Source organism: Streptomyces sp. NPDC048288, from assembly GCF_043201555.1.
Taxonomy (GTDB): Bacteria; Actinomycetota; Actinomycetes; order Streptomycetales; family Streptomycetaceae; genus Streptomyces.
In genome coordinates this window covers 502,511-516,055 of record NZ_JBICZD010000002.1, presented here as the reverse complement: position 1 = coordinate 516,055, position 13,545 = coordinate 502,511, and the positions used below count along the sequence as shown (strand labels likewise).

At 72.1% G+C, this 13,545-nt stretch carries 14 protein-coding genes; 10 read left to right on the top strand and 4 right to left on the bottom strand.

What is annotated here, in order from left to right; translation table 11 throughout:
* Positions 1-58 precede the first annotated feature (58 nt).
* The 3 genes from ACGFZS_RS08660 to ACGFZS_RS08650 all read left to right on the top strand — a co-directional run bounded on the left by ACGFZS_RS08660 (position 59) and on the right by ACGFZS_RS08650 (position 2,919).
* Entirely contained in the window at positions 59-1,003 is a 945-nt protein-coding gene (locus tag ACGFZS_RS08660; RefSeq protein ID WP_393794491.1) for an RNA polymerase sigma-70 factor, read from the top strand.
* A 184-nt stretch (positions 1,004-1,187) separates the two neighbouring features.
* Positions 1,188-2,390: an NAD(P)/FAD-dependent oxidoreductase gene (locus ACGFZS_RS08655; RefSeq protein ID WP_393794490.1), complete on the top strand. Its 1,203-nt coding sequence runs from the start codon at positions 1,188-1,190 to the stop codon at positions 2,388-2,390.
* 31 nt (positions 2,391-2,421) lie between these two features.
* A complete protein-coding gene (locus ACGFZS_RS08650) occupies positions 2,422-2,919 on the top strand; it encodes a DUF1877 family protein (RefSeq protein WP_393794489.1) in 498 nt (165 codons plus the stop codon).
* Between the two features lie 14 nt (positions 2,920-2,933).
* On the opposite strand, the gene ACGFZS_RS08645 is transcribed toward ACGFZS_RS08650, so the two are convergent.
* Entirely contained in the window at positions 2,934-3,257 is a 324-nt protein-coding gene (locus ACGFZS_RS08645; RefSeq protein WP_365679201.1) for an antibiotic biosynthesis monooxygenase, read from the bottom strand.
* Between the two features lie 184 nt (positions 3,258-3,441).
* Here ACGFZS_RS08645 and ACGFZS_RS08640 point away from each other — a divergent pair, with 184 nt between their 5' ends.
* The 7 genes from ACGFZS_RS08640 to ACGFZS_RS08610 all read left to right on the top strand — a co-directional run bounded on the left by ACGFZS_RS08640 (position 3,442) and on the right by ACGFZS_RS08610 (position 12,051).
* Entirely contained in the window at positions 3,442-3,960 is a 519-nt protein-coding gene (locus tag ACGFZS_RS08640; RefSeq protein WP_393794488.1) for a hypothetical protein, read from the top strand.
* Positions 3,961-4,201: 241 nt separating this feature from the next.
* The gene (locus tag ACGFZS_RS08635; RefSeq protein WP_393794487.1) at positions 4,202-4,735 is read left to right on the top strand and encodes a GNAT family N-acetyltransferase; all 534 of its coding nucleotides are present in this window, start codon (positions 4,202-4,204) and stop codon (positions 4,733-4,735) included.
* A gap of 161 nt (positions 4,736-4,896) precedes the next feature.
* Entirely contained in the window at positions 4,897-6,375 is a 1,479-nt protein-coding gene (locus tag ACGFZS_RS08630; RefSeq protein WP_393794486.1) for an FG-GAP and VCBS repeat-containing protein, read from the top strand.
* Between the two features lie 162 nt (positions 6,376-6,537).
* The gene (locus tag ACGFZS_RS08625; RefSeq protein ID WP_393794485.1) at positions 6,538-8,007 is read left to right on the top strand and encodes an FG-GAP-like repeat-containing protein; all 1,470 of its coding nucleotides are present in this window, start codon (positions 6,538-6,540) and stop codon (positions 8,005-8,007) included.
* A gap of 50 nt (positions 8,008-8,057) precedes the next feature.
* Positions 8,058-9,506 carry an FG-GAP-like repeat-containing protein gene (locus ACGFZS_RS08620; RefSeq protein ID WP_393794484.1) on the top strand — a complete coding sequence of 483 codons (1,449 nt, stop codon included), beginning with the start codon at positions 8,058-8,060 and terminating at the stop codon, positions 9,504-9,506.
* A gap of 2 nt (positions 9,507-9,508) precedes the next feature.
* Positions 9,509-10,933: an FG-GAP and VCBS repeat-containing protein gene (locus ACGFZS_RS08615; RefSeq protein WP_393794483.1), complete on the top strand. Its 1,425-nt coding sequence runs from the start codon at positions 9,509-9,511 to the stop codon at positions 10,931-10,933.
* A gap of 80 nt (positions 10,934-11,013) precedes the next feature.
* Positions 11,014-12,051 carry a Yip1 family protein gene (locus tag ACGFZS_RS08610; protein ID WP_393794482.1) on the top strand — a complete coding sequence of 346 codons (1,038 nt, stop codon included), beginning with the start codon at positions 11,014-11,016 and terminating at the stop codon, positions 12,049-12,051.
* A 76-nt stretch (positions 12,052-12,127) separates the two neighbouring features.
* Here the strand turns inward: ACGFZS_RS08610 and ACGFZS_RS08605 are convergent, their stop codons facing one another.
* The 3 genes from ACGFZS_RS08605 to ACGFZS_RS08595 all read right to left on the bottom strand — a co-directional run bounded on the left by ACGFZS_RS08605 (position 12,128) and on the right by ACGFZS_RS08595 (position 13,508).
* Positions 12,128-12,628: a phosphoribosyltransferase gene (locus ACGFZS_RS08605; RefSeq protein ID WP_393794481.1), complete on the bottom strand. Its 501-nt coding sequence runs from the start codon at positions 12,626-12,628 to the stop codon at positions 12,128-12,130.
* A 10-nt stretch (positions 12,629-12,638) separates the two neighbouring features.
* Entirely contained in the window at positions 12,639-13,214 is a 576-nt protein-coding gene (dcd, locus tag ACGFZS_RS08600) for a dCTP deaminase (RefSeq protein WP_355710236.1), read from the bottom strand.
* Positions 13,215-13,340: 126 nt separating this feature from the next.
* A complete protein-coding gene (locus tag ACGFZS_RS08595) occupies positions 13,341-13,508 on the bottom strand; it encodes a hypothetical protein (RefSeq protein WP_355710238.1) in 168 nt (55 codons plus the stop codon).
* Positions 13,509-13,545 lie beyond the last annotated feature (37 nt).

Here is a 13,545-nt window from a genome sequence, read left to right as displayed (position 1 = left end):
CCCGCCTCCTCCGGCTGCCCCCGCTCCCCGGGAAACGGCGCGGGCTAGGATCCCGCCCATGGCCCTGACCATGACCGACGTGGACCGGTTCGAGAGCTCCAGGCCCCGGCTGGAGGCGATCGCCTATCGCCTCCTCGGGTCCGCGAGCGAGGCCGAGGACGCCGTGCAGGAGACGTATCTGCGCTGGCAGGCCACCGACACCGACCGGATCGAGGTCCCCGAGGCCTGGCTGACGAAGGTGCTCACCAACCTCTGCCTCAACCAGCTCACCTCGGCCCGCGCCCGCCGCGAGACCTACGTGGGTGAGTGGCTCCCCGAGCCGCTGCTGGCGGGCGACCCGATGCTCGGCCCCGCCGACAGCGCGGAACGGCGCGAGTCGGTGTCGTACGCCGTGCTCGCCCTGCTGGAGCGCCTGACGCCCAGCGAGCGCGCGGTCTACGTGCTGCGGGAGGCCTTCGACTACCCGCACCGGGAGATCGCCGGGATCCTCGACCTCACCGAGGCCGCCAGCCAGCAGATCTTCCACCGGGCCAAGAAGCACGTCGCGGAGGGCAGGGCCCGCGCCGAGGTGGACGAGGCCGCCGCCCGGCGGATCATCGAGGAGTTCCTCGCGGCCGCCACCAGCGGCCGGACCGAGCCGCTGGTCCGGCTGCTCACCGAGGACGCCGTCGCGGTCGGTGACGGCGGCGGGAAGGTCCCGGCCCGCGCCCGGGCGTTCGAGGGCGCCGTCGCGGTCGCGAAGTTCATGCGGGGCCTCTTCAAGCCGGGCCCGGCCCAGCGGGCCCTGGCCGGCGGCCCGGTCGACCTCTACCTCACGTCCGCGAACGGTGGCCCGGCCCTGGTGGCGGTCGTCGGCGGCCGGGTCTTCGGCGTCATGTGCCTGGAGATCACCGACGAGGGCATCGCGGCGTTCCGCAACCAGGTCAACCCCGACAAGCTGGAACGCGCGACCCGCCAGTGGGCGGCCACCGACCACGGCACCCCCCTGCTCCGCCTCTTCTGACCACCCGACCACCCCCCTCTCGTCCATGTGACCCGCTTCACATCGCACTCCTGTCAGGAAACGCCGGCCTGCCCGGTTCAAGGGGCGGCTCCCCGAAGAACTCGAAGAGCCCGAAGAACCCCGAGAACCGAAAAAGCCGGAAGAACCGGAAGAACCCTCAGAACCGGATGACAGGAGTACGGACATGCAGCACCGCATCGTCGTCCTCGGAGCCGGATACACCGGAGCCAGCGCGGCCGGCCGCCTCGCCAGGCGGCTGCGCCGCGAGGACGTCGCCCTCACCCTCGTCAACGCCGAGCCCGACTTCGTCGAGCGCGTCCGCATGCACCAGCTCGCGACCGGCCAGGAGCTGCGGCCCCGGCCCCTCGCCGAGATGTTCGCGGGCACCGGGGTCGGGCTGCGGCTCGCGCGGGTCAGCGCCGTGGACGTCGACCGGAAGACGGTCACCGTGGCCGCCGCGGACGGCACCGAGGACCTGCTGGAGTACGACACCCTCGTGTACGCCCTCGGCAGCGCCTGGCACGACCAGGGCGTCCCCGGCACCGCCGAGCACGCCGACGAGATCGCGAGCCGCCCCGGAGCGCTCCGGCTGCGCGAGCGGCTCGCCGCACTGGGCGCCGGGGAGCCGGTGGTCGTGGTCGGCGGCGGCCTGACCGGCCTGGAGGCCGCGACCGAGATCGCCGAGGCCCGCCCGGACCTCGACGTGGCCCTCGCGGCCCGCGCCGGTCTCGGCGACTGGCTCTCGCCCAAGGGGCGCGGGCACCTGCGGAAGGTCGTCGACAAGCTGGGTGTCACGGTGCACGAACACACCGCCGTCACCGCCGTGTCGGCCGGCCAGGTCAGCACCGCCGGGGGCGGTACGCTCCCCGCCGCGGTCACGGTGTGGACCACCGGCTTCGCCGTCCACCCGATCTCCGGGGCCACCGCGCTTGAGGTCACCGACGCCGGCCGGATCGTCGTCGACGGGACCATGCGCTCCGTCTCGCACCCGGACGTGTACGCGATCGGCGACGCGGCGACGGCGACCGGCCCCGGCGGCAGGCCGCTGCGGATGTCCTGCGCCTCGGGCGTGCCCATGGCCTGGCAGGCCGCCGACGCCATCGCGGCCCGCCTGACCGGCGGCAAGCTCCCGAACACCCCGATCCGCTACTTCAACCAGTGCATCTCCCTGGGCCGCAAGGAGGGGCTGATCCAGTACGTCACGGCCGACGACCGCGCCGTACGGGCCGCCCTGACCGGCCGGACCGCCGCCGTCTACAAGGAACTGGTCTGCAAGGGCGCGGCCTGGAGCGTCGCCAACCCGCTGCTCGGGATCCCGGCCCGGCGCCGCCGCGTCGTACCGCAAGCGGTTGCGCAGGCCGTAGCGGCGGCCGGCACTCCGGCGTAATGTCCGGGCGCCCCCGTGCGCTCCTTAGGGCATGAGCGAGTACCTCCGTCTGCGAGCGGTGCCGGCCCCGGCACTGCGCAACAGCCCGGCCTGGCTGGAACGGCTCTTCGAGAGCGACGCGGAGACCGTCCGGCAACGGGTCGGCCGCCGCCGCGAGGAGGTGCTGGACCAGCGCTACCCGGACCAGGAGCGCATCTACGCCGGCACCCCCGCGCACCGTTGCGAGCACCACCCGCACACCCAGGTGGTGCTCGGCGGCCGTCCCGTCTTCCGCACCGACCCGCACCGGCCGCCGCTGCTGGTGCTGACGGCCGCCCAGGCCCGCCGCGTGGCCGGCTTCCTGACGACCGCCGACTTCGACGCCCTCTGGGACGCCGCCCGCGACACCCTCCTGCCCCGCTACGGCGGCACCGCCGCGGAACCCCGGACCTGGGGCGCGTTCGCCGCCGCCCACCACGAACTCCGAGCCTTCTACAGCCAGGCCGCCGACTCCGGCGACGCGGTCGTCAAATGCCAGTCGGAACCCTGACCCCGCCTACGCGACTACGCGCCCTTCGGCCCCGCCGACTGCACCACCTCGAACGACCACAGCGTCGACCCGGACGCCGCCGGCTTCGGCCGCTCCCCCTCCGCACCACCCCGGTGCGCGTCCTTCATCGGCCCCTCCATCCACGCCTGGAACGCCTCCTCGTCCCGCCACCGCGTGTACACCAGGTACTGCTCGGTCCCCTCGACCGGCCGCAGCAACTCGAACCACTCGAACCCGTCCGAGTTCTCCACGGCATGGGCCCGGGACGCGAACCGCTTCTCCAGCACCTCCCGCTGCTCGGCGGGCACGGTCAGCACATTGATCTTGACTACGCTCATGGACCCCATCCTGCCGCAGGGGTGATCAGGAGGGCGTGAGCGACCGGTACTCCCGCTGCCCAGGGTTGGTCCGACCGGTCGGATCTGACGGTGGGTCGCGCCGGGGCGTTCCGGGTGGTGGCGGAGCCGAGGTTATGAAGGCGGCACCTGACCATCCGTGAACCTCAACCTCAGGAGCCACACGATGCGCCCCATCAGGGCAGCCTGTCTCGGCACGGCCACCGCGCTGGTCACGCTTCTCGCCTGCGCCTCCGGCGCGGACGCCGCGACGCACACCGATGCCGTCCACGCCAAGGGCGGACACCACGTCATCACGCTCATCGGCCACCTCGTCCAGCAGTCGCGCTTCCCCGTCAGCACCCGCGGCCCCGCCCAGGGCGACCGGACCGTCTTCCGCTCGCTCCTCTTCGACAGGAACGACAAGATCCAGGTCGGCGAGACCGACGGTACCTGCACCACCACCACGGTCGAGAACGGCGGAGCGGAGGAGTGTGTCGTGACCTACACGCTCCAGGGCGGCCAGCTCTCCGCACAGGGGATGGTCTTCGGCATCCTCACCGACGGCAAACCGACGATTCCTCCTCCCTCGTTCGACAACGCGATCACCGGCGGCACCGGGGAGTTCCGCGAGGCCCGCGGCCAGGTCCACGCCGACACGATCGGCACGGGCAAGCGCCGCTTCACCATCGACCTCCACCACTGACCGCTCCTACCCCCACCCCGCACGAAGCCCGGGCCGTCCACGGACGGCCCACCGGCTCCACCGCTCGCCCTCTGCCACAAGCCGCCCGTGCCGGCGGAGGACGAACGGCAGCGGCCTCGGAGGCAGTGCGCGCTGTCACGGGAGAATCCCAGCGGCACAGGGAGCTGAAAGCACAGACGATCGGCTCCGCCGGCCCCCGGGGCCGGTCGCCGTCGCCTGCCCGAACTGTTAGCGTGCGCGGATGGAAGCCCTGGGATCCGTGGCCTGGCCGCCCGAGCCGATCAGGACCGAGCGGCTCGTGCTCCGTGAACCCGAGGCCCGGGACCGTGCGGCGTTCGTCGAACTGCTCGCCTCGCCGGAGGTGCACACCTACCTCGGCGGCCCCCGCCCGCGTGACGAACTCGAGCGCGAGCTGCCCGGGGTGCCCGAGCGGTGGCCCGGGAGCTTCGTCGTCGAACTCGACGGCTCGATGATCGGCCAGATCCTGCTCAGGAGAACGACGGGACACCGTCGCCCGGCTGCCGCGGGGAAGGCCGATCTCGGCTACCTGTTCCTGCGCCGGGCATGGGGATCCGGGTACGCCGGCGAGGCGTGCGCGGCGGCACTCGGCTGGCTCGCCGCCGCGCTTCCCGGCGAGCCGGTGGTGCTCACCACCCAGACCGCCAACCTCGCCTCGATGCGTCTCGCGGCGAAACTGGGATTCACCGAGATGGAACGCTTCGAGGCCTGGGACGCCGAGCAGTGGCTCGGCCTGTGGTCCCCGACCGGCCGATGAACACCGCCTCCCGGTCCACGGCTCACAGCCACTCCCAAGAATTCATCGAACTCACGTACAACCCTTACCCCTTCGAGCGGGTCTCCTGAGCGCCGGACAGCTTCGAGTCCGGGCGTCCGCCGGGTGCGGACGGCCCCCGCATGCCGCAGGAGACAACCCGCATGCACACGTTCCCGCGACTCGCCCTCGCGACGGCCACCGCGGCCGCGCTGACGGGCGGTCTGCTCACGTTCTCGGCCGCTTCGGCATCGGCCGCGGACTCCGTCAAGGTCGCACACGCCGACTTCAACGGTGACGGCTACGGCGACATCGCCACCTCGGCGGCCACCGCCTACGTCAGCGGCCACAAGGGCGCCGGCCAGGTCGTCGCCCTCTACGGCTCCGCCACCGGCGTCACGACCACCAAGCGCACCACGCTCAGCCAGAACAGCGCCGGCGTCCCCGGCACCGCCGAGGCCGGCGACCAGTTCGGCTACGACCTGGCGTACGCCGACTTCAACGCCGACGGCTACGACGACCTCGCCGTCGCCTCCCCGACCGAGAAGGTCGGCACCGACACCAACGGCGGCACCGTCACCCTGCTGTGGGGCTCCAAGAGCGGGCTCACCGGCAAGGGCGTCGACCTCAAGGACCCCTCGCCGAGCGGTCACGACTACTGGGGACAGACCCTCGCCGCCGGTGACTTCGACGGCGACGGCAAGGCCGACCTCGCCATCGGCAGCTCCGCCGCCACCCTGTGGGTGTTCAAGGGCGGCATCGCGAGCAACGGCACCCCCGGCGGCCGGTACACCGTCAAGCCGCCGATCCAGCCGGGCACCGACTCCTACCCGTACGGCCCGATGCACCTCACCGCCGGTGACGTCAACGGCGACGGCCGTACCGACCTGATCGTCGACGGGTACGAGACGAAGACCAGCGACCACTGGAACACCAACTACTGGCTGCCGGGCACCGCGAACGGCCTGACCGCCACCGGCGCCAAGGCCCTCAAGAGCGGCATCGTCACCGGCGTCGGCGACATCAACGGCGACGGCTTCGGCGACATCGTCAGCGGTGCCTCCTGGGACGCCAGCAGCGGCGGGACCGTCTTCCCGGACTCCGCCAACGGGGGCCGGGTGGCCATCACCTACGGCAGTGCCTCCGGCCCGGCCAAGGCCACCATGTTCAACCAGAACAGCAGCAGCGTCCCCGGCACCTCCGAGAAGGGCGACGGCTTCGGCTGGGACCTCGACCTCGGCGACGTCAACGGCGACGGCTACGCCGACCTGGTCGTCTCCACGCCCAACGAGGACATCGGCAGCAACACCAACACCGGCCAGGTCACCGTCCTGTACGGCGCGAAGACCGGGATCAACCTCGCCTCCGGCGCCCAGGCCTTCGCCCAGAGCACGGCCGGCGTCCCCGGCGACGACGAGAAGAACGACCTCTTCGGCGCCGACGTCAAGCTCGACGACGTCACCGGCGACGGCCGCGCCGACCTCGTCGTCGGCTCGTACGAGAACGGCGGCGACGGCGCGGTGACCTACCTGCCGTCCAACGGCTCGAAGATCACCACGACCGGATCGCGCGCCCTCGCCGCGAGCAAGGTGGGCATCTCGACGACCGGCGTCCCGCAGTTCGGCGCCATGTTCGCCAACTGATCCACGATCCACCGGCCGGCCGGCCCTCCCCGTACCCCGTACCCCGTACTCGTACTCCGTACCGCGTGCGGGGAAGGCCGGCCGGCACGCCTCCTCCGCGAACCTGCGGACCCGCGCACCTCCGCCCCCCCTTCACGCCGCCGACCTCAGGAGTTCTCTCCCGTGAACGGACACCACCGTCGTCGCCTCGCCCTCGCGACCGTCACCGCCGCCGCGCTGACCGGCGGACTGCTGACCCTCTCGGCCCCCGCCGCGTCCGCCGCCACGGCCCGTGCCTACAAGGCGGACTTCAACCACGACGGTTACGGCGACGTCGCCTTCGCCGCCCCCTACGCCAAGGTCGGCGGCAAGAACATGGCCGGGTACGTCGCCGTGGTCTACGGCAGCTCCTCCGGACTCAACCCCGCCAAGCGCACGATCGTCAGCCAGAACACCACAGGTGTCCCCGGCACCGCCGAGACCGAGGACTTCTTCGGCCGCGCGCTCGCCGTCGCCGACTTCAACAAGGACGGCTACACCGACCTCGCCGTCGGCGCGCCCGGCGAGGACACCGGCACGGACACCGACGGCGGTTCGGTCACCATCCTGTGGGGCTCGGCGAGCGGCCTGAAGAACGGCACGTCGGTCAAGGACCCCTCCGCGACCAAGCACGAGGCCTGGGGCTCGGTCCTGGCCGCCGGCGACTTCAACGGCGACGGCAAGGCGGACCTGGCGTCCGGCACGGCCGGGTCGTACGCCTACATCGTCAAGGGCGGCTTCACGAAGTCCGGCACCACCGGCGGCACCCAGAAGGTCCCCACCCCGGAGAAGGCGGAGTTCGGCATCGACGCGCTCGCCGCGGGCGACACCAACGGCGACAAGAAGGCCGACCTCGTCCTCACCTACCGCACCGCGCTCACCTCGGACCCGTCGGGCAGCTGGTCCAAGGGCGCCGCCTACCTCGGCGCGTCCACCGGCGTGGTCACGACCAAGCCGCGCGTGCTCAACGGCGGCACCTCCCTCGCCCTGGGCGACATCGACGGCGACGGCTACGACGAGATCGCCATCGGCAACGTCTTCGCGAAGGAGGACGACCACACCGGCACCCTCGGCGGCCAGGTCACCGTCATCCGCGGCAGCAAGGGCGGCCCGGTCAACGGCGACGCGCCCATGGCCGAGCTCACCCAGTCCGCCACCGGCGTCCCCGGCACCGACAAGGAGGGTGACGGCTTCGGCGGCGCCGTCTCCATCGGGGACACCAACGGCGACGGCTACGGCGACCTCGCCATCGGCGTCGTCTTCAAGGACATCGGCGCGGCCGAGGACACCGGTCTCGTCGTCCTGATGAACGGCTCGGCCGACGGCGTCTCCCGCACCGGCGCCCGCACGATCTCCCAGAACACCACCGGGGTCCCCGGCACCAACGAGTCCATGGACTACTTCGGCTCGGACCTCGTGCTCTCGGACGTCAACAAGGACGGCAAGGCGGACCTGACCGTCGCGGCCGGCTTCGAGGACGGGGGCGTCGGCGCGGTCACCGCCCTGCGCGGCAGCGCCTCCGGCATCACCGCCACCGGTGCCAAGTCCTTCGGCCCGGGCACCTTCGGGCTGTCCCGCACGTACGGCGCGTTCGGCGCGGGCCTCACCGGCTGACGCGCCAACACCGGATGTCACGTCGTCTCACTGCCTCACGGGGGAAATCCATGCACAAGCGCACCACCCTGCTCCTCGCCACGGCCCTCACCACCGGCCTGCTCACCGCCCTGCCCGCCGCCACCGCCTCCGCCGCCCCCTCGGGCCTGTCCGGGGACTTCAACGGCGACGGCTACCGCGACCTCGCGATCGCCGCGCCCATCGCCAAGGTCTCCGGCAAGTCCGGCGCCGGCTACGTGGCGGTCGTCTACGGCACCAAGAGCGGCCTCGACACCACCAAGCGCCAGATCATCAGCCAGGCCACCACCGGCGTCCCCGGCAACCCGGCCTCCGGCGACTACTTCGGTGACCGGCTCACCTCCGGCGACCTGGACGGCGACGGCTACACCGACCTGGTCGTGGGCGTGCACAGCGAGCGGATCGGCTCCACCGACTCCTACGGCAACGTCACCGTGCTCTGGGGCGGCGCGAGCGGCCTCAAGGGCGCCAGCAACCTCTCCTCCCCGCTGCCGAGGTACCGCAACGAACTCGGCTGGGCGCTCGCCGCGGGCGACTTCGACGGCGACGGCCACACCGACCTGGCCGTCGGCAACAACTCCACGCCGTCCCTGAACATCTTCCGCGGCCCCTTCACCCGCAAGGGCAAGGCGGCCGCCCTGGTCGGCATCGACACCGTCGACCAGACCACGATCTACTCCGACAAGCTGATCGCGGGCGACGTCAACGCCGACGGGAAGACCGACCTGCTGGTCATGGGCCAGGAGGAGACCTCCTCCGGCGGCTACCGCACCCGCAGCGTCCTCTACACCGGGACCGGCGCCACCGGCGGCACCCTCAAGCTCGGCAAGAAGCTCGCGGGCGGCTACGACGCGGTCATCGCCGACGTCAACAAGGACGGGTACGGCGACATCGTCACCGGCAACTTCATGGAGAAGTCGGCCGACGAGCCCAACGGCGGCCTCGGCGGCGCGGTCACCGTGACGTACGGCGCGGCCGGCGGCCTCAGCAGCCGTACGCCGGTCCGCATCACCCAGGACACGGCGGGCGTCCCGGAGAAGGGCGAGAAGAACGACGGCTTCGGCTGGAGCCTGTCCGCCGGGGACGTCAACGGCGACGGGTACGCGGACATCGCCGTCGGCGCCTACGCCGAGACGCTCGGCACGAAGAAGCAGGCGGGCACGGTCACCGTGCTGCGCGGCTCGGCGAGCGGCCTGACCGGCAGCGGCGCCAAGCTCTTCTCCCAGGACACCGCGGGCGTGCCCGGCACCGCCCAGTCCCAGGACTTCTTCGGCTCCTCGGTCCGTCTCACCGACGCCAACCGCGACGGCCGTGCCGAACTGGTCGCGGGCGCCTACGGCGAGGGCCGCGGCGCCGGCGCCGTCTGGCTCTTCAAGTCCACCACCGCCGGCGTCACGGCAAGCGGCTCCAAGACCTTCACCGGCACCACCCTGGGCGGTCCGTCCGGCACCGCCTACTTCGGCGACGTACTGGAGGGCTGACCATGCGCGTCCGTACGGCGGCGACCCTCGCCGCACTCCTCACCGCGGGCCTCGTCCCGCTCACCGCCCCCGCCTCCGCCGCGCCCGCCCGCTACGCGGACGACTTCAACGGCGACGGCTACCACGACCTCGCCACCGCCGCCCCCGGCGCCACGGTCGGCGGCCGGGCGCGGGCCGGTGCCGTGGTCGTCACCTACGGCTCCGCGTCCGGCATCAAGGCCTCCCGTCGCACGGTCGTCACCCAGAACTCGGCGGCCGTCCCCGGCACCGCAGAGAAGGGCGACGCGTTCGGCTCGGCGCTCGCCTCCGGGGACCTGAACCGGGACGGCTACGCGGACCTGGTCGTCGGCGCCGCGGGCGAGAACGGCGGCGCCGGGGCGGTGACGATCCTCTGGGGGAGCGGCAAGGGCCTGTCCGGGGGCCGTACCGTCCCCGACCCGGCCGCCTCCTCCCACCAGCGCTTCGGCATGTCCCTGGCCGTCGGCGACTTCACCGCGGACGGCCGGGCCGACCTGGCCGTCGGCAGCACCGGCGCCGACGTGCAGATCTTCCGGGGCGGCTTCACCAAGACCCACGGAGCCGCGTCCCGCACCTGGGTGGTGCCCTCCCTGGCCACCGGCGAAAGCTACGGCTCCCGGTCGCTGGCCGCGGGCGACATCAACGGCAACGGCGTCGACGACCTGGTGATCAGCGGCAGGTTCCAGACCGGGAGCGGCGAGTACGTCGACGGCAACCTGGTGTACCTGGGCGCGGACTCCCGGCCGAGGGCGCTGCGGATGCTGGTGGACGGCGGCAAGCAGCGGGCGGTCCTCGGCGACGTCAACGGGGACGGCTACGACGACATCGTCACCTCCGACGTCCTCGTCTACGGCGACAAGGTCGGGCCGGGCCGGGTCCTCGCCTACCTGGGCGGCGCCCACGGCGTGAGCCCCACCCCGCAGGCGTCCCTCACCCAGGACAGCCCCGGCGTCCCCGGCGCCACCCGGGCACCGGGCACCTCCTCCTTCGGCGCCGCGCTCTCCGTCGGCGACGTCGACGGCGACGGCTACGCGGACGTGGCGGTCGGCACGCCCTACGAAGGGGTCACCACGTCCCCGCAGACCGGCACCGTCACGCTGCTGCGCGGCTCCGCCGCCGGCCTCACGGGCGAGGGCGCGACCCGCTGGACCCAGAACACCCCCGGCGTCCCCGACCTCAACGAGACCGACGACTTCTGGGGCAGCGCCGTCCACCTGGCCGACCTCGACGGCGACGGTCGCGCCGATCTGGCGGTCGGCGCCCGGCACGAGAACGGCGGACGGGGCGCCGTATGGGCCCTGCGCGGCTCCGCCTCGGGCCTGACGACGACGGGCGCGGTGAGCTTCACCGCGGCGCAGGCCGGCCTGCCGGGCACCGGGTCGCAGCTGGGCTCCCTGTTCGCGCGGTGACCCGCACGAAGCGGCGGCCCTGAGACGCTCCGTGATGCCCTGTGACGTCTCCTGAGGAGCCCCTAGGGGGCCCCTAGGGGATGTCACAGCTCTGCCGCAATGGCGGGCTCGGGTGCCCGAGCCCGCCACACGGATCTCCGGGACCAGGTACGTTCGATGACGTGGCTGGATTCAGGAACGGACGCGGCGGCCGGGACAACCGGACCCCGCAAGCGCGACCGCAACAACCCGCGTACGGGCAGCAGGCGCCGCCGCAGAGCTTCGGCGGGCAGCCGGCCGGACCGTCGTACGGGTACCCGTCGGCCCCGCGGCCGCCGTACCCGCAGCAGGGCGGCGCGTCCGGCTGGCCGCAGGCGCAGTCGCGCGGCGGCCACCCGGGACAGGGCGGCGGCGACGGCCCGGAGTACTTCGGCGACGACCACGGCTACGGCGGCGGATACGGCGCCGGCGGCCCCGACCCGTACGCGGCGAACCAGCCGGGCCACACCCAGGCCTTCTCGGTCGACGAGGCCGGCGCCTACACGCAGGGCGCGACCTACCACGCCGGCTCGGCGGCGGCGCCGTCCGGTCCGATCGGGCCGCGCCTGCACTGGAAGGACCTGCTGCGGGGGATCGTGCTCGCCCCGAACCAGACCTTCCTCCAGATGCGGGACTACGCGATGTGGGCCCCCGCCCTCATCGTCACCTTCCTCTACGGCCTGCTCGCCGTCTTCGGCTTCGACGGCGCCCGCAAGGACGCGATCAACGCCACCCTCACCAACGCGGTGCCGATCGTCCTGGTGACGGCGATCGCGATGGTGATCTCCGCGTTCGTGCTCGGTGTGGTGACCCACACCCTCGCCCGTCAGCTGGGCGGCGACGGCGCCTGGCAGCCCACGGTCGGCCTCTCCATGCTGATCATGTCGATCACCGACGCGCCGCGGCTCCTCTTCGCGATGTTCTTCGGCGGCGACGCGGGCTTCGTCCAGATCCTCGGCTGGGTCACCTGGATCGCGGCGGGCGCCCTGCTCACCCTCATGGTCGGCAAGTCCCACGACCTGCCCTGGCCGAAGGCCCTGGGCGCGTCGGCGATCCAGCTGATCGCCCTGCTGTCGATCGTGAAACTCGGCACGCTCTGACCACCCGCACCGCCGACACGAGAAGGGCCCCCGGCTGCCCGGCCGGGGGCCCTTCTCGTGTCCCCGCGCACCTACCTCACGCGTCCAGAACCTGCCCGGTCCGCTTCACCACGGGCGGTTCGACACTCCACGGGAAGTTGATCCAGTCGTCGGTCCGCTTCCACACGTACTCGCACTTCACGAGGGAGTGGGACTTCTCATAGATCACGGCGGACCGCACCTCGGCGACCGTGTCCAGACAGAAGTCGCGGACGAGCTTGAGTGTCTTGCCGGTGTCGGCGACGTCGTCGGTGATCAGCACCTTCTTGTCGCTGAAGTCGATGGCGTTGGGGACGGGCGCGAGCATGACCGGCATGTCGAGGGTCGTCCCCACCCCGGTGTAGAACTCGACGTTCACCAGATGCAGGTTCTTGCAGTCGAGGGCGTAGGCGAGCCCGCCGGCGACGAACACCCCGCCGCGCGCGATGGAGAGCACTATGTCCGGCTCGTACCCGTCGTCGGCGATGACCTGCGCGAGCTCCCGTACGGCGACGCCGAACCGCTCGTAGGTCAGGTTCTCCCGTACGTCATCGCTCATGCCCGGCCCCTCACACCTGCGTCCGATGGAAATTGAGGAAGGAGCGGGAGGCGGTGGGACCGCGCTGCCCCTGGTAGCGGGAGCCGTAGCGCTCGCTGCCGTAGGAGTGCTCGGCGGGGGAGGAGAGCCGGAACATGCACAGCTGCCCGATCTTCATGCCCGGCCACAGCTTGATGGGAAGGGTCGCGAGATTGGAGAGCTCCAGGGTCACGTGCCCGCTGAACCCCGGGTCGATGAACCCGGCGGTGGAGTGGGTGACGAGCCCGAGCCGCCCGAGCGAGGACTTCCCCTCCAGCCGCGAGGCGAGATCGTCGGGAAGCGAGATGACCTCGTACGTCGACGCGAGCACGAACTCACCGGGGTGGAGGATGAAGGGCTCGTCGCCCTCCGGCTCCACCAGCCGGGTCAGGTCCGGCTGCTCGACGGAGGGGTCGATGTGCGGGTACCGGTGGTTCTCGAACACCCGGAAGAACCGGTCCAGCCGCACGTCGATGCTCGACGGCTGCACCATGGATTCGTCGTAGGGATCGATCCGTACCCGCCCGGCGTCGATCTCGGCCCGGATGTCCTTGTCTGAGAGAAGCACGCCCCGAGGATACGCAAGGCGCGCGGACCCACAACAATCGTGACGAGCCCACGCGCCTGCGTGACTGCGATTTCCTACTGCTACTACTTCTGCCGTGCCTCTGCCGCTAAGCCGCTCTAGGCCGATCTATGCCGGCTCATGCTTCTCGAGCGCGACCGGCACGACACTGCGAAGCCGGGCGCACTTCGGACACCGGACCAGCCGGCCGGGGCCGAGCCGCTCGGCCTGCTGCATCGGGAACGAAGCGGTGCTGAACACGTGCCCTTCGGCACAGCGGACGACGGTGCGTTCCATCAAGTCCCTTGAGTCCCTTCCCCAGGAGCCGCGTCGG